General features: G+C 44.5%; 18 protein-coding genes. 6 read left to right on the top strand and 12 right to left on the bottom strand.

Going from position 1 to position 18,005, the window contains the following annotated elements:
* Positions 1-32 precede the first annotated feature (32 nt).
* From H7968_RS12410 to H7968_RS12390, 5 genes are all read right to left on the bottom strand, one after another.
* Positions 33-497 carry a DUF4064 domain-containing protein gene (locus H7968_RS12410; RefSeq protein ID WP_227396454.1) on the bottom strand — a complete coding sequence of 155 codons (465 nt, stop codon included), beginning with the start codon at positions 495-497 and terminating at the stop codon, positions 33-35.
* A 73-nt stretch (positions 498-570) separates the two neighbouring features.
* Complete coding sequence (locus tag H7968_RS12405) at positions 571-1,365, bottom strand: HAD family hydrolase (RefSeq protein ID WP_319799498.1); 795 nt, start codon at positions 1,363-1,365, stop codon at positions 571-573.
* 127 nt (positions 1,366-1,492) lie between these two features.
* Positions 1,493-2,239, bottom strand: coding sequence for an amino acid ABC transporter ATP-binding protein (locus H7968_RS12400; protein ID WP_227396539.1), 747 nt, complete (start codon positions 2,237-2,239; stop codon positions 1,493-1,495).
* Between the two features lie 15 nt (positions 2,240-2,254).
* On the bottom strand, positions 2,255-2,962 hold the full coding sequence (locus tag H7968_RS12395) for an amino acid ABC transporter permease (RefSeq protein ID WP_227396538.1): 708 nt from the start codon (positions 2,960-2,962) through the stop codon (positions 2,255-2,257).
* Positions 2,949-3,770, bottom strand: coding sequence for an amino acid ABC transporter substrate-binding protein (locus H7968_RS12390; protein ID WP_227396452.1), 822 nt, complete (start codon positions 3,768-3,770; stop codon positions 2,949-2,951). Before H7968_RS12390 ends, H7968_RS12395 begins: the two co-directional genes overlap by 14 nt.
* A 190-nt stretch (positions 3,771-3,960) precedes the next feature.
* Between H7968_RS12390 and H7968_RS12385 the strand changes: the two genes are divergently transcribed.
* Genes H7968_RS12385 through H7968_RS12375 form a run of 3 tightly spaced genes read left to right on the top strand, consistent with a single transcriptional unit; the run spans position 3,961 to position 6,333 of the window.
* On the top strand, positions 3,961-5,370 hold the full coding sequence (locus H7968_RS12385) for an MBL fold metallo-hydrolase (protein ID WP_227396451.1): 1,410 nt from the start codon (positions 3,961-3,963) through the stop codon (positions 5,368-5,370).
* A 17-nt stretch (positions 5,371-5,387) separates the two neighbouring features.
* Positions 5,388-5,735 (top strand): rhodanese-like domain-containing protein, encoded by a 348-nt coding sequence (locus H7968_RS12380; RefSeq protein ID WP_227396450.1) that lies wholly within the window; start codon positions 5,388-5,390, stop codon positions 5,733-5,735.
* A 16-nt stretch (positions 5,736-5,751) separates the two neighbouring features.
* Positions 5,752-6,333, top strand: a complete 582-nt coding sequence (locus H7968_RS12375; protein ID WP_227396449.1) for a sulfurtransferase TusA family protein — start codon at positions 5,752-5,754, stop codon at positions 6,331-6,333.
* Between the two features lie 415 nt (positions 6,334-6,748).
* On the opposite strand, the gene H7968_RS12370 is transcribed toward H7968_RS12375, so the two are convergent.
* Complete coding sequence (locus H7968_RS12370; RefSeq protein WP_227396448.1) at positions 6,749-7,378, bottom strand: DUF4166 domain-containing protein; 630 nt, start codon at positions 7,376-7,378, stop codon at positions 6,749-6,751.
* A gap of 453 nt (positions 7,379-7,831) precedes the next feature.
* Entirely contained in the window at positions 7,832-8,866 is a 1,035-nt protein-coding gene (gene rsgA, locus H7968_RS12365; RefSeq protein ID WP_227396537.1) for a ribosome small subunit-dependent GTPase A, read from the bottom strand.
* 298 nt (positions 8,867-9,164) lie between these two features.
* Between rsgA and H7968_RS12360 the strand changes: the two genes are divergently transcribed.
* Positions 9,165-9,671, top strand: a complete 507-nt coding sequence (locus H7968_RS12360) for a DNA topology modulation protein (protein ID WP_227396447.1) — start codon at positions 9,165-9,167, stop codon at positions 9,669-9,671.
* On the opposite strand, the gene H7968_RS12355 is transcribed toward H7968_RS12360, so the two are convergent.
* On the bottom strand, positions 9,649-10,257 hold the full coding sequence (locus H7968_RS12355) for a class I SAM-dependent methyltransferase (RefSeq protein WP_227396446.1): 609 nt from the start codon (positions 10,255-10,257) through the stop codon (positions 9,649-9,651). The two genes, H7968_RS12360 and H7968_RS12355, sit on opposite strands and share 23 nt — an antisense overlap.
* A 144-nt stretch (positions 10,258-10,401) precedes the next feature.
* Here H7968_RS12355 and H7968_RS12350 point away from each other — a divergent pair, with 144 nt between their 5' ends.
* The gene (locus H7968_RS12350) at positions 10,402-11,943 is read left to right on the top strand and encodes a BCCT family transporter (protein WP_227396445.1); all 1,542 of its coding nucleotides are present in this window, start codon (positions 10,402-10,404) and stop codon (positions 11,941-11,943) included.
* Between the two features lie 137 nt (positions 11,944-12,080).
* Positions 12,081-12,890, top strand: a complete 810-nt coding sequence (locus tag H7968_RS12345) for a GNAT family N-acetyltransferase (protein WP_227396444.1) — start codon at positions 12,081-12,083, stop codon at positions 12,888-12,890.
* Positions 12,891-13,287: 397 nt separating this feature from the next.
* On the opposite strand, the gene H7968_RS12340 is transcribed toward H7968_RS12345, so the two are convergent.
* The 4 genes from H7968_RS12340 to H7968_RS12325 form a co-directional block, all read right to left on the bottom strand.
* Positions 13,288-14,805 (bottom strand): phytoene desaturase family protein, encoded by a 1,518-nt coding sequence (locus H7968_RS12340; RefSeq protein WP_227396443.1) that lies wholly within the window; start codon positions 14,803-14,805, stop codon positions 13,288-13,290.
* A gap of 16 nt (positions 14,806-14,821) precedes the next feature.
* A complete protein-coding gene (locus tag H7968_RS12335) occupies positions 14,822-15,376 on the bottom strand; it encodes a methyltransferase family protein (RefSeq protein WP_227396442.1) in 555 nt (184 codons plus the stop codon).
* A gap of 295 nt (positions 15,377-15,671) precedes the next feature.
* Positions 15,672-17,129 (bottom strand): carbon starvation CstA family protein, encoded by a 1,458-nt coding sequence (locus H7968_RS12330; protein WP_227396441.1) that lies wholly within the window; start codon positions 17,127-17,129, stop codon positions 15,672-15,674.
* Positions 17,130-17,278: 149 nt separating this feature from the next.
* Complete coding sequence (locus tag H7968_RS12325; RefSeq protein ID WP_227396440.1) at positions 17,279-18,004, bottom strand: LytR/AlgR family response regulator transcription factor; 726 nt, start codon at positions 18,002-18,004, stop codon at positions 17,279-17,281.
* Position 18,005 lies beyond the last annotated feature (1 nt).

Below are 18,005 nucleotides of genomic sequence, written 5' to 3'. Positions count from 1 at the left end.
CGGAAATTTATTCCCGGGCACTTTTTTATCATTTATAAAGGTCTAATTTGCTCATCTTCCTGATAAACCGTTGTCTGCTGTGGCACCTTAGGCTTTCTTGCAAAACACATAATTCCTGCAATCAGGAAGAGAAGTGCCGGCAACCAGCCTAGCAGAATAGTCGCAACTCCAACAAGCAGCGCACTTGCAATGAGGAGACTTCCTGCAAGCTTTGGCTTTTTATTACGCTTCATCGCAAACAATGCTACAAAACTCAAAATGATACTAATGATAACAACAATATTAAATGCAAAACCAAGGCTGTCTACAATACCAAAAACCTGATCCGGCGTGACGCCTGCATCAGCTAAAGCAGGATCAGCCTGAAACTGCATTTCAAATTCCTGCCGTGCAACCGGATCACTAAATAGCGCAAGTATTAGCAGAGCCCCACCGATCATTAAAAAGTTAATAACAATGCCAATAATCGTTAATACACCTTCAGCGGTACGTTTCATGAAAAAACCTCCTTAAAATATGTATGGAATAATTTCCTTTCCCCTATTTTACGCATGCTTACACTTAAAAGTTTCAAAGAACGGAAAAAATTTCTTTCAGGCGGCTGACCGTGTGAGCCGGTTGACCGTCAATGTCCTGCTGTGGTGAAACGGACAAGTCATGCCGGATCCATATACTTTCAATTCCTGAGCGGTTTGCACCAAGAATATCAGTTTTCAGATTATCCCCAATCATGATGACGTTTTCTTTATTTTCCTCCGCTAATCTCAATGCGTGGTCAAACACAGCTTTAGCGGGTTTCCCTTCCCCGACGTTTCCTGAGATGACGATGTATTCAAAATACGGTACGATTTCCGGTGTAATACGTAGCTTTTCCAGCTGCAGTGAAGGAGCACCGTTTGTCACCATAACAAGGCGGTGACCAAGCTGTTTGAGCTCATTTAATACATCCATTGTTTCCTCATATAAAAAAGGAGAAGTTTTTCGGTGTTCAATAAATTTCTCACGAAGCCTGCCACCTTCTTCATTCACACCAAGGTTTTGAAGAGCGGTTTCCCAAACCACTTTTTGATAGGCGGGCACTTCTTCCCCCATTGTTCTGAAACCGTGATGAACCACATCACCAAATTCACCCCAGAGCCCTTCGAAGGGGTTAATACCGATTTTTTTTGTAAACTCATAGCTCGTAAGTCTGCTATAAAGTTCAGGTGCTACCTTTCTTACTTCAGCAATCAGCTGTTCTGACTCCACCCCATACTTCTCAGCTGCATCGTCAGCCGTTTTCTGTAGTGCTGTATCAATGCTTTTTTTATCCCATAAAAGCGTATCATCCAAATCAAAAAACAGTGTTTTCGGCAAAACGCTCACTCCTTCACAATGGTTTTATTCATTGTCACAAAATTCAGGATGAAAAGCAATACAGGCAGTAAACGGACAACAGCCGCTTTGCCCAAAACAAAAAGACCCAATCCTCAGATCAGGTCTTCCTATCATTTTAAGACGGGTTCAACACCCGGTCCAGAAACTGTTTGGTTCGTGCTTCTTTTGGAGATTTTAAGATCTCTTCAGGTGGTCCCTGCTCTACAATGACGCCTCCATCAATAAACATCACGTGATCTGCCACATCCTCGGCAAACTTGAGCTCGTGTGTGACAACAGCCATCGTCTGCCCTTCCTTCGCAAGCTCACGCATTACGCTTAACACTTCCCCCACAAGCTCAGGATCAAGTGCAGAGGTCGGCTCATCAAACAGCATCAGTTCAGGTTCAATCGCAAGCGCACGGGCAATACCTACACGCTGCTGCTGTCCGCCTGACAACTGGTGAGGATACAGGTGCATTTTTTCAGCCAATCCCACTTTCTTTAAAAGCTCTTCCGCTTTCACACGTACCTCTTCTTTCTTCTTGCGTTGTACGATAACCGGCCCCTCCATTACGTTCTCAAGGGCGGTCTTGTGCGGGAAGAGGTTGTAGGATTGAAACACCATCCCTGATTTCCTGCGAAGCTTTAAAATCTCTTCTTTTTTAGGTGAACGGGAGAAATCGAGTTCAAAACCGTCCGAAAAAGTAAAGGTTCCCTTATTCGGCATTTCAAGTGCATTCAGACAGCGCAAAAAGGTTGTCTTTCCTGAACCGGAAGGACCGATAATCGCTACAACATTTCCTTTAGGAATCTCCAGGTCCACTCCACGTAAAACGTCCAAATCGCCAAATGACTTATGAAGATTTTTCACACTGATCAGCATCATTGTCCCTCCTTATTTAGCAACATAACGATCCAGCCTTTTTTCGATTCTGCCTTGTATTATTGATAGAATAAAGCAGATGATCCAGTATAGAAGTGCTGCTGTTAAATAAAGCTGAAGAAAATCATACGTTCGCGCAGCGATTTCCTGCGATCTTCTGAACAGCTCCACTACAAGAATCTGCGAAGCAAGTGATGTGTCCTTCACCAGACTGATAAAGGAATTTGATAATGGCGGAATAGATACTCTTGTTGCCTGAGGCAGAATAATGCGAAACAGCGTCTGACGATATGTCATCCCAATTGTATAGCCTGCCTCCCACTGCCCTTTCGGAACAGAAAGGATGGATGCACGGATAATTTCTGAAGCATAAGCGCCGACATTTAACGAAAATGCGATGACAGCACTCGGAAATGGATCGAGCACAAAAGCATCTCCAAGGTTCGGAAGCCCGTAAAAAATAATAAACAGCTGTACGAGCAGAGGTGTTCCACGAATCGCAGACACATATACCCGTGCGATTCCAGCCAGGATCTTACTCGTTGATATACGCGCCAATGCAGTCAATACTGCAATGACAATCCCGCATGCAAAGGAAATAAGAGTAAGCGGAATCGTATACTGGATTCCGCCTTCAATCATCGGACCAAGTGAGGACCAGAATAAATCCCAGTCCACGATTGGAGCCGCATTATTTATGTTGAGATCATTGAGAAACATCTTCGCCAAACCATTTCTCTGAGATTTCTGTTAATGTTCCATCTTCCTGCATCTCTTCAAGGTGCTTATTAAACTCCTCTACAAGCTCTTCATTTCCTTTGCGGAACATAAATGCGCTTTCTGCCACATCTCCTTCTTCAGCAGCAATCTTAATCCCTGCATCCGGCTGCTGCTTCTGGAAATCAAGAATCGCAAGCTTATCATTTACCGTAACTTCCGCACGGCCTGTCTTAATCAATTCAATCGCCTGTGCCAATCCTTCTACCTGCACAAGCTCGGCACCGTATTCTGTTGCGATATCAGCGTAGTTACTTGTCAATGACTGTGCAGATTGCAGTCCTTCTAGATCTTCAAATGAAGATACCGCTGAGTTCTCTTCCGGCACAACAACTACTGCAGATGAAAGCGTATATGGAATAGAAAAATCATATTCAGCCAAGCGGTCTTCACGAATGCCTACCTGATTGGCAATGACATCAAAACGCTCCGAATTCAAGCCTTCAAACATAGAATCCCACTGCGTTTCCATATATTCAACTTCTACACCCATACGTTCTGCCACTTCATTCATGACTTCAACATCGTAACCAGTAAGCGTATCTGACTCATCGTGGAATGTGAAAGGTGCATAAGTTCCTTCCGTTCCAACTTTGATGACACCTTCTTCCTGGATCTGCTCTAAAAGAGTCAGCTCTTCTGAACTCTCACTGCCGCCTGATCCGTTTGTGCTGCCTCCATCGTCAGTTGAACCACAAGCCGCTAAAAGTCCTGCTAATGCAAATGCTGAAAATGCAAATCGTTTCTTCAAAATAAAAACCACCTATTCTTATCGGATTTATAAACATACGGATGATTGTACTCCGATTCGTCAAAAATGTAAATAACTTTTTCAAACTTTGCACTTGCTTTTGTGCCATGAAGATGATTTAATTCAATTATACCCCACAGGGTATTAACCATAAATAATCTCTGTGACTATCCAAGGAGGCGTTTAACGTATGTTATTCCGGTCTTATTTTGATGAAAAACTTGCACAATATTCATATCTTGTCGGTTGCCAGCGTACAGGAGAAGCTATCCTGATTGATCCGCCGCGAAGCGTTGAAGCCATTCTGGCGGATGCAAAAAAAGAAGGACTTTCGGTTTCTGCTGCTGCGGAAACACACATTCATGCAGACTTCGTGTCAGGCGCACGACAGCTTGCTGAAAAACATGGTGTAAAGCTATACCTTTCTGATGAAGGGGATGAAAATTGGAAATATCAATATACAGACAATCTGAATGTAGAGCCGGTTACAGATGGAAGCACCTTCAAGATCGGAAACATTGAATTTAAGGTGCTGCATACCCCGGGTCATACCCCCGAGAGTATCTCCTTTATCCTGACAGATAGAGGTGGCGGTGCAGACAAACCAATGGGTATCTTTACAGGAGACTTTGTCTTTGTTGGAGATATCGGCCGTCCGGACCTGCTCGAAAAAGCTGCCGGTGCTGCAGGGACTGCCGAAAGCGGAGCAAAAGCGATGTTCCAATCTGTCCAGCGCTTTAAGGAACTGCCTGATTATCTGATGGTATGGCCGGGTCACGGTGCAGGAAGCGCATGCGGCAAATCACTCGGCGCAGTGCCGCAATCAACAGTCGGCTATGAGAAGCAATTCAACTGGGCGATGAAAGAGACGAATGAAGCTGCATTTATCGAAGAGCTTCTGAAGGATCAGCCTGAAGCACCTGCTTATTTTGCTGAAATGAAAAAGGTCAACAAACTTGGTCCAGCCGTTCTGGATGAGACGAACGTTGAATGGTTTAACAGCGCAGACGATCTGGCAGCTTTCAGTCAACAGCCTGGAAACATCGTGATTGATACACGCCCTTCAAAAGAAGCTGAAAAAGGGCTGGTGCCAGGCTCCATCAATATTCCATTCGGAAAAATGCTGCCGAACTGGGCTGGCTGGTTAATCAACTACGATGAAGACATTGCACTTATCGTCAAACCTGAACAGGCGGAAGAAGCCATCCAGACGCTGCAGTCCATTCATTTAGACCGCATCGTCAAGCTTGCTGATCCGGCAATCATTGCATCTGTTGCAACTGAAACCTACACATCTGTTGATACTGAAACATTTGCAAAGCTGAAAGATAACAAAGACTACCAGGTTATCGACGTTAGAAATGACAGCGAGTGGAAAAATGGACGCATTGAAGGAACCGAGCACAAAATGCTTGGTCATTTAAGAAAAGAAGGGTCAAAACTGGATCCAAATAAACCGGTACTGATCCATTGTCAGTCAGGCGCACGCTCTGCGATCGCAGCAAGCGTCATGCTTGGTCTTGGTTATAAAGATGTGACACACCTGACTGGAGGATTCAATGCATGGTCAAAGAATCGTCCCAAGGAAGTACTCGTGTAATGGAGGGCATGTCATAAATGGAATGGATCTTAATCGGAGCCGTTGTCCTCTTTTTTATCTGGCGAATGATGCCTGCTAAAGGAGTCAAGACGATCTCAGCAGACGAACTGAAAACATTAAAAAAGACAAAGGATTCCCAGTGGATTGACGTGAGAACCCCTGGAGAATTCAAAGCACGCAACATGAGAGGGTTTCAAAATATACCGTTAGGGAGTCTGCCGCAGCAGGCATCCTCGTTAGATAAAAATAAAGAAGTCGTCCTGCTGTGCCAAAGTGGAATGAGAAGCACGCAGGCTGCAAAAGTACTGAAAAAACAAGGCTTCACCCGCATTGTCAATGTACGCGGCGGGATGAACCAACTATAAGGAGTGTTTTGAATCAATGAATGCTGATCACAAACTCGATGCCAAAGGTCTTGCCTGCCCGATGCCAATCGTGCGTACGAAGAAAGCGATGGCTAACCTGCAGGAAGGAGAAATTCTTCAAATCACCACAACAGATAAAGGCTCAATGGCTGATATCCCTGCATGGTGTAAAAGCACAGGAAATGAATATTTATCAGGCTCAGAGGATGGAAACGTTCAGACTCATTATGTAAAACGTACTGAACGTAAGAAAGTTGCACCTGCCGGAGATGTGAAGAGCATCTCGAACGAAGAGTTGGAAGCAAAAATGAAAACGGGGCCCGTTATTTTACTGGACGTCCGCGAGCCCGAAGAATATGCAGGCGGTCACATTCCAGGCGCGCATTCAGTTCCACTTGCACAAGTGGAGCAGTATATTGCTGCGATTCCTGCATCAGAGCCGGTTTATGTTTTATGTAAATCAGGGATGCGCAGTCAAATGGCGTGTGACAACCTGATGGTGAATGGACGCTCGAATATCATCCGCGTTGCACCGGGGATGAGTGAGTGGAATGGTCCGATTACGAGTGAATTGCTGGCGACGGCAGGGATGAAATAATATAAAACCAGGCCGGACTCATTCTTCCACGGTTGGACGGTGAACCCGCACGCACTAAGCTGTCTCACCTGTCACTTTTCTGCCGGAAGAGTATGCGGATGCGTCTGGTCTTAGCATTATCTAATTGATTTGAGAAAATAGAACAGGACCCTGTATCCCCTTCTTCACGGCTGCGTGATGAGGGATACAGGGTCCTATTGTTTGTATAAAAAGTATTATTATTGAGTAAGTGTGGAGTAGGAAGCTGTACTGGCTTGTTAGTCTCCGCGCATAGGTCAATTGGTACAATTCTCCGAAAGTGATGCGGGATTTTGTGAAACGAGCCAAAAATCCTGCGAAACATCCTTGAAATTCCGCGAACATCAGCTCACATTCTGCGAACCCTGTCCATTATTTTACGAACCTGCCACCACTCTCAATCCACTTCCGGAAATCTCATCTTCACAGTCCCTTTGTAAGAAAGAATCGTTCCAAACAAGGGCTGATAAATATGAATGTGAACGTCGAACAGGTCTTTTTCTTTGTTGAATTCTTCAATTACGGTTGCTTTTACACCTAAAAAAGATGGGATTTGAATTATTGTATTGAACAGATGAACTGTCATGGTTCTTGAGGTCAGCAGCATGCCACCTGTTTTCGTTACTTTCAGGTCTAGTGGAAGACGGACAATTCCCCATTGGTCTGTTAAATTATCGACCGTATCGGGGTGCTCTCCTTCCTTCATCTCATCGTGGAAGTAGCGGACAGTTCCGGGAAATCGAAAGGTTCTTTTCCACGTCATGCTTTCTTTACCGTGCTTATCTTTATATGCTTTATTCTCCATATAAAAAGGAATTTCGTCTCCGCGTTCCGGAAAAGCGAAATTAAGCTTCGTGCCAAGAATCGATACTTTTCTGACTAGTAAAGATCCTCCTTTTATTTCGTGCATGGTTCCTTCGGTGATGACCATATAGCCGGACTCGCTATGGAGGGCGTATTTCTTTTGAAGCTCAGGGTGCATCCGGTTAAATGAGTTTCCGACCGCCTTTTCAAACATTGATTTCATCTCAGGTCCTCCTGATATTTGAAATTGATAATATCAGTATAGCACCGCAATAGTCATTTCATGAGGATGTATGTGTTTATAGATGGCTTCATCTGTCTTTAGATGTTTAACCATATAAAACCGTGCCGGGGACATCCTACGCTTTCCGTGGCCGGGCGGTGAACCCACCTGCGCTTCGCACAGTCGGTTTCACCTGACCCTTTCCGCCACAGGAGTCTTCGGATGTCCCCGGCACTCTGGTATTAAATCACATAATTATTTTCAAAAGAAATTCTATGCTTTCATTTTCCAACTGCGGCGACTAGCAACTCGAGGTCATACGCCAAAGATGAACGAAAGCGAAGGTCGGCCCTCTTTTCATCTTTGACTTATGCTTGTCGGGGCTGTACGAGTCGCCTACACTCTCAAAATGATAGATGCTTAAATAGTAAAAATCCGGCCGAAGCCGGATTTTTAACGGTAGTGCGCTTTTTGCTGCTGGGAAATTTTCTTCCATTTCTTTTTCTCCAGGAGCTGTTCTTTTTTATTCGTTTTACGTTCCAGGTAAGCAAGCTCTCTCTGCAGTTTGACATAGCTGTCGAATCGGGACTGATCTATTTCGCCATTATTTATTGCCCGGGAAATAGCGCAGCCGGGTTCTGATTCGTGACGGCAATCCCTGAACTGACATTGTTCAGCAATTTGCTCAATATCTTGAAAGCTGTGGGACAGACCACTTTCTGATTCCCAGAGTTGAAGCTCTCTCATCCCTGGCGTATCAATAATTACACCCTGTTCCGGAAGTAATAGCAGTTCTCTGTGTGTTGTCGTATGCTTTCCTTTTCCATCGTCTTCTCTGATTTCATGGGTCAGCATCCGCTCTTCTCCAAGCAGTGAATTGATGATGGACGACTTGCCGACACCGGATGATCCCATGACAGCGATCGTCATCCCCTCTTTGATGTAGGATTTCACTTCTTCAATGCCTGTGCCATTTTTCGCACTTGTGATTGTGATTGGTACACCCATGGCAACCGATTCAGCCTCAGCCAGCTTCGCACCCGGATCCAAACACAAATCAGCTTTTGACAAAATCACAACCGGATTTGCGCCACTTTCCCATGTTGAAAGAAGATAACGTTCAAGGCGTCTCAAATTAAAGTCCTGATTTAATGCCATGACCAGAAAGACGGTATCGATATTTACAGCCACTATTTGTTCTTCAGTCGTATCTCCGGGTGCCTTTCGGGAGAATTTCGATATTCTCGGCAGGATTTCATGGATGGTCGCTTTTCCTTCTTCCGGGCGGATATCTGCCATCACCCAGTCCCCAACAGCAGGATAGTCCTCTCGTGAAATGGCCTGGTGTCGGAATTTCCCTGATACTTCACCGATTAATAATCCTTGTTCCGTTTGAATACGGTAAATGTGTTTGTGCTCTGTAATAATTCTGCCGGGTGTCAGTTCTGTTTTAGATATTTTATTTTCCCAGTCCTGATTCCAGCCCATTTTTGATAATAAAGTTGTCAATGTAATTCCTCCTGATTTTTCAAATATAAAAAAGCCCGCGAATTTGTGAATGTACACAAACCCGCGGACTTCTGATTTGAAAAATAACAGAAGAATCCTATTCCTGAATGGAAGACCTCAAGTGGTCAGACGGGTTGTGTACGCTTAAGACAATGATCATATTTACGTCGTTTGTCATATTCAACACACCCTTTCCATTTACTTCTTTTTTAGTATAATTGAAAGCGCTGCATCTGACCAGCACTTTTTATATTTTTTATTAAAGGAGGTTTTTACTATGAAAAAAATCCTGATTATCGGATCCGGCGGTGCCGGGAAATCGACCATGGCCAGAAGGCTCTCAGACATTTTGAGCATCCCGGTGTATCATCTTGACGCGTTATTCTGGAAACCGGGCTGGGAGCAGAGTGACCGGGACGAGTTCCGTCATAAAACACAGGATATTATGATGCAGGAACAGTGGATCATTGATGGAAACTTCAACAGCACCATGGAACAGCGTCTTGAAATGTGCGACACCGTTATTTTCCTGCACTACTCCCGTTTTATTTGTGTGAGCCGAGCCATAAAAAGAAGGTTACAGTACGCCAACCGTTCCCGTCCGGATATGACAGAGGGCTGCAAGGAAAAACTGGACCTGGATTTTTTGAAATGGATCTGGTTTTACAATGACCGCCACGCCCCTGTTGTCATGGGTCGTCTGAACAAAACAGATGCCCGGATCATCATCCACCGTTCACCTGCCGAAACTGAAAAATGGCTTAATGATCTCTCTTCTTTTTAAATGCAACAGCCGCTACAGCAAGCTCCGGCCAGAACCTTCTGTAGGAAAGAGTCACATGTTCAAAACCGGCCTTTTCCAGTCGGCGATAAAGATCATTGCCCATCATACGGGTTAAATTCGGGCTGGCTGTATCTTCACGGGGCTGCATCGTAATCACGATCCGGCCATTTTCTTTTAAGGCGTGATACAGCTTTTTAAGCCCCTGATCCGGATCTTCCCATATGGTGAAATTGTTAACGGAGAGTATTTTGTCATAGTATTCTTCCGGCAGATGAATGTGTTCAACCTTCCCCTGCATGACTCTCGCCTTCCCACTCTCAATTGATTGCTCCATTCTTTTTCCGGCCTGTTCTGCCATCGCTGCGGATGCATCAATACCGTCAATAATGACATTCTTTTTAATGATTTCCTTCATACACGCACCTGGTCCATAACCGATTTCAAGAATTCTTTCACCGGTTTGCACATCAAGACAGCCTGCAGACCAGCGATTCAGCTTTTTGTTTTCCTTTGACATAATGTATCCCGCCACTTTTCCCATTGCACCTTTTGGACGGCTGAACTGTTTAAAAAAGGGAACACTCATCATCGCACCTTCTCCGTTTGAATTTTGATAGTTTATTATTGACTGATTCTCTCCAGTTCAAACACAGTTTTTCCGTTTAATGTGAGAGCCAACAGGGAAATAAGGACTAGAACAGGTAAACATTTAACCAAGAAAGGAGACAACATGAAGAAAGAAAAGAAATCACTTGGACTTGTTTTTTATGTATCAGCTGCCATCATAACGGTGTTAGTGCTGATTGGAGCATTCCTTCCTGCACAGTTTTCAGCAGGGGCGAATGCTGCGTTCGGTTTCACAACGGAATCATTCGGATGGCTTTACTTATTGGCGGTATTCTTTTTTGTTTTATTTTTGCTGTTTTTAGCTTTGACCCGATACGGAAGGGTCAGACTTGGCGGGGATGATGATCGTCCTGAATATCCATTCTTCACGTGGATCGGAATGCTGTTTTCTGCAGGATTCGGTGTCGGCCTCGTATTCTGGGGAATCGCCGAACCGATGAGCCACTTTTTCACTTCTCCTGAAGCATCAACAGAACCTTTGACTGAACAAGGAGCCAGACTCGCTATGGCATACTCCTTTTTTCACTGGGGTATCAGTCAGTGGTCTGTGTTTGCCATTGTAGGTTTGATTATTGCTTATTTTCAGTTCCGAAGAAAAGAGAATGGGCTCATCTCAACCAGTCTTTCACCAATGATCAAAGAACGCTCCTACAAAAAACCTCTGAATCAGACAATTGATATCCTGGCGGTCATCGCTACTGTTATGGGTGTCGCTACCTCGGTCGGACTCGGTGTCCTTCAAATCAACGGAGGACTGAACAGCGTATTTGATGTTCCGAATAACGGAACTACGCAAATTATTATTATGGTGGTCCTTACTGCACTCTTTATTTTCTCCACTACCACAGGGATCGACCGCGGGATCAAATGGCTCAGTAATGTCAATCTGGGTGTCGCATTACTGTTAATGCTGTTTGTGTTTTTCGCTGGTCCAACAATCTTTATTCTTGAAACATTTGTTTTGGGTCTTGGAGATTATCTTACAAATTTCGTTCGTTACAGCTTGCGTCTGCAGCCCTATCAGGGTGGTACGTGGGTGAATGACTGGACCATTTTCTACTGGGCATGGGCCATCGCCTGGTCTCCATTTGTCGGAGCCTTTATTGCCCGTGTATCAAAAGGCCGTACAATTCGTGAGTTTATTGTCGGCGTGTTAATTGTTCCTCCGGTTATTGCCATTCTGTGGATTGCAGTCTTTGGCGGAACTGCGCTGCACCTTGACTTATTTCAGGGAACAAATATTGCCGAAGCAGTAAACAATGATATAACGAGTGCTTTATTCGTGACTTTTAATGAGCTCCCACTTTCATTGGTCCTGTCAATACTGGCTATTTCGCTGATTTTTACTTTCCTTATTACATCTGCGGATTCTGCCACATACATTATCAGCAGTATGACAACATCTGGAGGCCTGAACCCTCCTTTGATCGTCCGCATCATTTGGGGTATTTTAATTGGAGCGATTACCCTCGTACTTCTTGTGGCCGGCGAGAACGGACTCGAAGCACTGCAGACGGCCTCACTTGTGTCAGCACTGCCATTTACCATTATCCTTATTCTGATGGTTTATACACTCTTCAGCCTTTTACGAAAGGAGTTCCCTGCTCCTCCGATCCGAAAAGCGAAAAAGAGAAGTGGTGAGTAAATAGATGATAAAGCTGGAGATGATGGCGCATTGCGTTCGTCTCCAGTTTTTTTATGAATGATTCATAGTGGAATTTATCTTTTTAAGCTATTCTGATAGAAGAATCAATCATCATTATGAGTAAAGTAGGGATCGTTATGTTAGAGAAAATTTCTGAGCTGAAAACGCTTTGTGAGAAAACGGATGGAATTCAATTAAAACTGAACGAAGACACCATTCAGACAGGTGACGGTGTTAAGATGTTTTATCAATTTATAAGTGATGAACTGATTGCCTATCTGGGTGTTTATTATTTCGGCTCTGTGGGTGAAGTTTGTGGAATGGTTCACCCCGACTACAGGAGACAGGGTCTTTTTTCAACTTTGTTCAAAGAAGCAATTGATGCGGTACCTGAGATGGGCATCAAAACAATGCTGTTGAACACACCGGCTCAATCAGAATCCGGGCAGGCATTTATCCAGGCAGTAAAAGCGGTTTATAAAATGACGGAATACCAGATGAAATGGGAATCACAGCCGCTTCCTGCTGCTTCTGAAGCAGTGTCGATCCGCCGCTCTGAAGAAAAAGATCGTCAATTCCAAATCAAGCTCGATGCGAAGGGCTTTTTCGTGCCGGTGGAGGACGCTGAACAATTTCTGAACGCAGAACGCAACGACCCTTCCACCATCACTTATATCATTGAATGGAATGGGAAACCTGCAGGGAAGATCAGAATCCATTCAAACGATGGTCAAAAGTGGATTTACGGATTTGTCGTTTCTTCTGATTTGAGAGGACGAGGGATTGGCCGAAATGCGCTGCTTCTTGTCCTGAGCCAGCTTCAGCAGGAAAACGTTGAGGTGCATCTTGAGGTGGAGGCTGAGAATAAAGGTCCCTTGAAGCTTTATGAATCATGTGGATTCAAGGTTTACCATGCCCAGGATTATTTTGACTTTCCGCTGAGCTGACGTTTTATCTATGAGTGAGCAAACGAAGTGCTTTCATAACGTTTGCTTACATTTTATTCTTTAAACAATGCACAAATGTTGATCGCTCAACCTGCATCAACATTTGTGCGGATTCACGCTCCATTTTCTGTTGGTAGACCCCGATTTTTTGGCATTATACGCTATATTTCTGTTGATACAAGCTACATTTCTGTCGATCAATTCATCTGCATCAGCATTTCTGTCGGTTGACACTTCATTTCTGTTGGTAGACCACGGTTTATTGACGTTACACGCTACATTTCTGTCGATACAAGCTTAATTTCTGTCGACCGCTTCACACTCCCCCACAAGCAATCCAAATTCAGATAAAAACCTAAAAAAAGAAGCCGGAATATCATCCCGGCTTCTTTATCTATCACGCGTGCTTCACTTTCGAATTGACTAAAGTGCCCTCTTCATTTCTCTTAATTAAATCGGCTGTCAGCTGGCCGGATAATGTGACCATTGGTACGCCGCCACCCGGGTGAGTTGAGCCACCTACGAAATAAAGGTTCTCGTAAAGCTCACTCTTGGCAGGAATTTTGAATCCGCCATTCTTTTTCTTGTCAGATGCAATACCGTAAATGGAGCCTCCGTTTGGACCGTAAAGCTCTTCAAGGTCTTCCGGCGTAAAGCGGTATTCAAACTCGATAGAATCACGCAGTCCTTTTGCACCCATACGCTCAAGCTTGTCGAGTACGAGTTCGCGATACTCTGCCCAGTCGTATTTACCCTGTTCACCTTCTTTAAGTGGCGGGACATGTGTAAGGACAAACAGATTATCTTTGCCGGCGGGTGCCTGCGAGTCATCTGAGCGGGAAGAAATGCCAACATAAACAGTCGGGTCATCTGATGGGATCCCTTTTTCGAAAATATCACTGAATTCTTTTTCAGGATCTTCTGAGAAGAAGAAATTGTGGTGCTTTAGGTTTGTAAACTGGCGGTCTACTCCGAGAAGGAGAACAAGTCCTGACACGCTTGGAACAAACGTTTTATTCAGCTTCTTCGCTTCCTTCTTCCCTTCTTTATGTGGGACGAGGTTGCGGTAAGCAGGGATCGCTTCCAGATTGGATACAACGATATCCGCCTCATGTAATGTACCGTCAGCTGTTCTGACGCCCGTTACTGTTTTTCCTTCCAGTACAAGATGATCAACCGGTGAATTCAGCTGAACTTCAACACGCAGCTCATCAAGCAGCTTTTTCATTCCAATGGCAATGTTGTACATGCCACCTTTTACATAATGAATGCCAAGTCCAAGCTGAACGTAAATGAGCTGGTTTAAAATAGCCGGCGCCTGATACGGATTTGATCCGACGTACATCACGAAGAAATTAAACAGCTGTTCAAGATGTTTGTTGTTTAATTTTTTCTTCGTGCCTTCTGCAACCGTATTAAGCGGATCCATCGACATTAAATCTTTTAGTGTATGATATTTTTTCAGATCTTTTAAATCTGCAAGACTGTATTTATAAAAGCTCTTCATGCAGAGGTCGTACATCTTCTCTGAATAGTTGATGAGCTCACTGATGCTGGCATCTGTGTTGCCGCTCACTTTTTTCATTTCATCAATCATGGTAGGAAGATCGCTCGTAACATCCAGCTGGACACCATCTTCGAAGAATGTACGCCACTGGGGCTCAATTCTCTCGATCGTTATGTAGTCCTCAATCCGGCGGTGTACGCTTGAAAACAGCTGCTCAAGTACCCACGGCATTGTCAGGATAGATGGTCCTGTATCAAACGTAAAGCCTTTTCCTTCACGGCGATTCAGCTTACCACCCACGTTGCTGTTTTTCTCAATAATCTTTACGTCGTATCCGTCAGCTGTCAATCTGATCGCTGCTGACATACCTGCTAAACCTGCACCAATAACCAATGCTTTCTTCTTCATTCTGCCACTCCCCTTTTCAATATATAAATGGAATCAGCCTGTAACGGCTTTTCATCCATTCTTCGTACTCTGGTCCAAACTGCGTAATCAGCAACTTCTCCTCATATTGAATCCGGTATAAAAGTGTGAAAAGTAAAGCAACGGAACCGATTGCGGCGGCGAGCAGACTCATGAAAAACAGGGTCATGCCGATACCGATTAAAAAGAGGCCTGTGTAGAGCGGGTGTCTCAGCTTCCGATAAGGTCCGGAACTGACTATACTGTCACCTTCACGGACGGTTACATGACGTGTAAACTGCGCTTTAAGATGCAGAATACCCCAGTAACGCAGAAAAACGCCCCCTGCAAAAAGAGTGAGACCTATCCATCTAAGTACTGTCTCTATGCCGGTTTCTTTCATTTCCTGAAGTGCGAGTGCCAGCGCTATAGCAGCGAGCAGACTTCCGAGGATGTAGTAAAAAGAGCGTTTTTCAAGAGGATCACCTTTTCCGGTTCCCCGATTTCGGAAGAATATAAATTCCCCCACCCAGGCGACACTGACAAGGATAAAGATCCATTCTGCTATAGACATCGGTCTCCACCCCCCTGCTCCTTTAAATATAAAGAATTTTCAGACTTAATACAATGAGGAATTATTGCACATATTCCTGTTATTGCCTACTTCATACATAAAAAAACCTCCCTTCATCAGAAAGGAGGTCATTTGGGAAAATATTTATGGGTCAGGTGTAAATCAGAGGAACGCTGCCGGCAGTATTCCTCAAAACAGGACAGCAACGGAAAATGGTTCGCCACTGTACTGTTTTGAGGAACCTTTCAGGCGACACATCCTGAAAGGCCTCTATATTTAACCCTAAACCCCTGTTTTACGCGGTCTGATCAAACTCGTCATCGACTACAATCGGACGGAGTCCTGAATCATTTGCTGCCAGTCTTACTTTAACCGTATAGAAGAAAGCAACAATGGCACCGATTGTGATGAGAGCTGCTCCTGCATACGAGACTTCAATCGGCAGCCTGAGGCCAATTTCTGCATTCAGAATGTACGTAAAAGTAGCCATTGTGATAAAGGCGGCCGGTACAGCTGCAATCCAGAAATTTTTACGCTGAAGCGCAAGGTACATCGCACCAACCCAAAGCGCTATCATCGCTGTTGACTGGTTCGCCCAGGAGAAGTAGCGCCATAGAATATTGAAATCAATCTGAGTTAACACAACTGAGATCACAAACAGTGGAATCGCAATCCAAAGTCGGCTCATAATCTTCTTTTGTCCAACCTTAATGTAATCCGCAATAATCATACGAGCACTTCGGAAAGCTGTATCGCCTGATGTAATCGGAAGGACAATAACCCCGATAATGGCAAGTGTTCCGCCAATCGCACCAAGCGTTGTAATCGATACTTCACGTACGACTGCAGCAGGACCGCCTGCAGCAAGAATTTCATTTAGATCCGCACCATTGAACAGTGCCATACCGGCTGCTGCCCAGATCATCGCGATAATCCCCTCTAAAATCATCATGCCGTAGAAGATTTTTCTTCCCTGACTTTCTTTCTGGGTCGTTCTTGAAATGATTGGCGACTGTGTGGCATGGAATCCGGATAGTGCACCACATGAAATCGTCAGGAATAATAACGGGAAGATCGCCAGTCCACCCGGATGCATGTTCTCTAATGTCATTTCAGGGATCGGGTGGCCCTGAACAACAAGCGCTCCCCCTACTCCTATCGCACTAATCAGAAGAAGAGCACCAAAGATCGGATAAAGACGTCCAATGATTTTATCAACCGGAAGCAATGTAGCAAAAATATAATAAACAAAAATGGCTCCAATAATTACACCCATTGTAATCCAGGCCGGCGTCAGGTCTGCAATTAATGCAGCAGGTGCCGTTACGAACACGGTTCCGACAAGAACAAGTAATAAGATAGAGAATGCATTGACGACGTGCTTAAAGGCCTTACCTAAAAACTTTCCGGCAAGCTCAGGAAGGTGAGCTCCTTTATTCCGGATTGAGATCATACCGGTCAGATAATCGTGAACCGCTCCGGCAAAAATACAGCCGAATACAATCCATAAAAACGCAACCGGACCATATAACGCCCCCATAATCGGACCAAAGATCGGCCCTACTCCAGCGATGTTTAACAGCTGGATCATGGAATTTCTCTTTGTATCCATCGGTACATAGTCCACGCCATCTGCATGAGAATAAGCAGGTGTAAGGCGCTGTTCCTTTACCACGAATACTTTTTCTACAAATTTGCCGTACGTAAAATACCCAACAATTAAAATAGCGATAGCGACGAGAAATGTAACCATCTGTTGTTCCCCCTCACGCATTTTGTATACGCTTTCATTTTAGCGGGAGAGAGGCATTTTGAGATCAAATCCGGATAACATGTGTGTATAAAAGTCTGAAAAGTAAAAAATAACGCCTGACGTGTAAAGAGGGTGATGACCACCCCCTGTTACAATTCAAGCGTTTCACGTAATTCTTTTACATAATTGCGACTGACTGGTATGGATTCAGCCCTGTCACGGACCTTCAATTCGAAAACATTTGTGCTCCAGGATACAAGCTCCTCCACTTTTTTTATATTGACGAGATATCCTTTGTGGACACGGAAAAAAGAGAAGTTTTTCAGCTTTATTTCAAGATCCTTTAGCGCAGCTTTCGTTGGATATGTGCCTTTTTCACTCACAACAAAGGTATCCCTGCCTTCTCTGTAGACGTACAGAATTTCCTCGGGTTTGAGGTAGATAATCCTGTCCTCACTCTGTACAGCCAGTCTTCCGGCTCCCGGAGAAGATACCTTTACTTCCGGAGGTGCGAGCCGCTGTTTTAACCTGTTAATCGCCTGTTCGAGCTGGATCTCATCAAAGGGCTTCAGCAAATAATCGACCGCTTCCACCCGAAAAGCTTTAACGGCATAATCCGGATAAGCCGTCGCGAAAATAATGGCCGGCGGTTTTTTCATCCGCTGAAGGGCTTCAGCAAGTTCAACACCATTCATACCGGTCATTTCAATATCCAGAAACAAAGCGTCCGGCTCTTCTTTGAGTACAATTTCCAGACCCTTTTCAGCTGAAGAAGCTTCCCCGATCACATGTATTTCGGCGTGCATGCCGAGGAGGTGAAGTAATTCCTGTCTGCTGAGCGGTTCATCATCAATGATGACAGCTTTGATTTCCATG

The organism is Jeotgalibacillus aurantiacus (assembly GCF_020595125.1).
In the GTDB taxonomy this organism is placed as follows: domain Bacteria; phylum Bacillota; class Bacilli; order Bacillales; family Jeotgalibacillaceae; genus Jeotgalibacillus; species Jeotgalibacillus aurantiacus.
Note: the sequence above shows the minus strand (reverse complement) of the source record. Positions and strands in the feature narration are given on the sequence as shown.

Coding starts and splice junctions, on each gene's coding strand:
- H7968_RS12355 (WP_227396446.1), bottom strand. CDS start 10,257: ATGAGTGTTCCCTTTTTTAAACAGTTCAGCCGTCCAAAAGGTGCAATG.
- H7968_RS12350 (WP_227396445.1), top strand. CDS start 10,402: ATGAAGAAAGAAAAGAAATCACTTGGACTTGTTTTTTATGTATCAGCT.
- H7968_RS12385 (WP_227396451.1), top strand. CDS start 3,961: ATGTTATTCCGGTCTTATTTTGATGAAAAACTTGCACAATATTCATAT.
- H7968_RS12340 (WP_227396443.1), bottom strand. CDS start 14,805: ATGAAGAAGAAAGCATTGGTTATTGGTGCAGGTTTAGCAGGTATGTCA.
- H7968_RS12370 (WP_227396448.1), bottom strand. CDS start 7,378: ATGAAATCAATGTTTGAAAAGGCGGTCGGAAACTCATTTAACCGGATG.
- H7968_RS12345 (WP_227396444.1), top strand. CDS start 12,081: ATGTTAGAGAAAATTTCTGAGCTGAAAACGCTTTGTGAGAAAACGGAT.
- H7968_RS12330 (WP_227396441.1), bottom strand. CDS start 17,129: ATGGTTACATTTCTCGTCGCTATCGCTATTTTAATTGTTGGGTATTTT.
- H7968_RS12360 (WP_227396447.1), top strand. CDS start 9,165: ATGAAAAAAATCCTGATTATCGGATCCGGCGGTGCCGGGAAATCGACC.
- rsgA (WP_227396537.1), bottom strand. CDS start 8,866: ATGGGCTGGAATCAGGACTGGGAAAATAAAATATCTAAAACAGAACTG.
- H7968_RS12375 (WP_227396449.1), top strand. CDS start 5,752: ATGAATGCTGATCACAAACTCGATGCCAAAGGTCTTGCCTGCCCGATG.
- H7968_RS12325 (WP_227396440.1), bottom strand. CDS start 18,004: ATGGAAATCAAAGCTGTCATCATTGATGATGAACCGCTCAGCAGACAG.
- H7968_RS12380 (WP_227396450.1), top strand. CDS start 5,388: ATGGAATGGATCTTAATCGGAGCCGTTGTCCTCTTTTTTATCTGGCGA.
- H7968_RS12335 (WP_227396442.1), bottom strand. CDS start 15,376: ATGTCTATAGCAGAATGGATCTTTATCCTTGTCAGTGTCGCCTGGGTG.
- H7968_RS12410 (WP_227396454.1), bottom strand. CDS start 497: ATGAAACGTACCGCTGAAGGTGTATTAACGATTATTGGCATTGTTATT.
- H7968_RS12395 (WP_227396538.1), bottom strand. CDS start 2,962: ATGTTTCTCAATGATCTCAACATAAATAATGCGGCTCCAATCGTGGAC.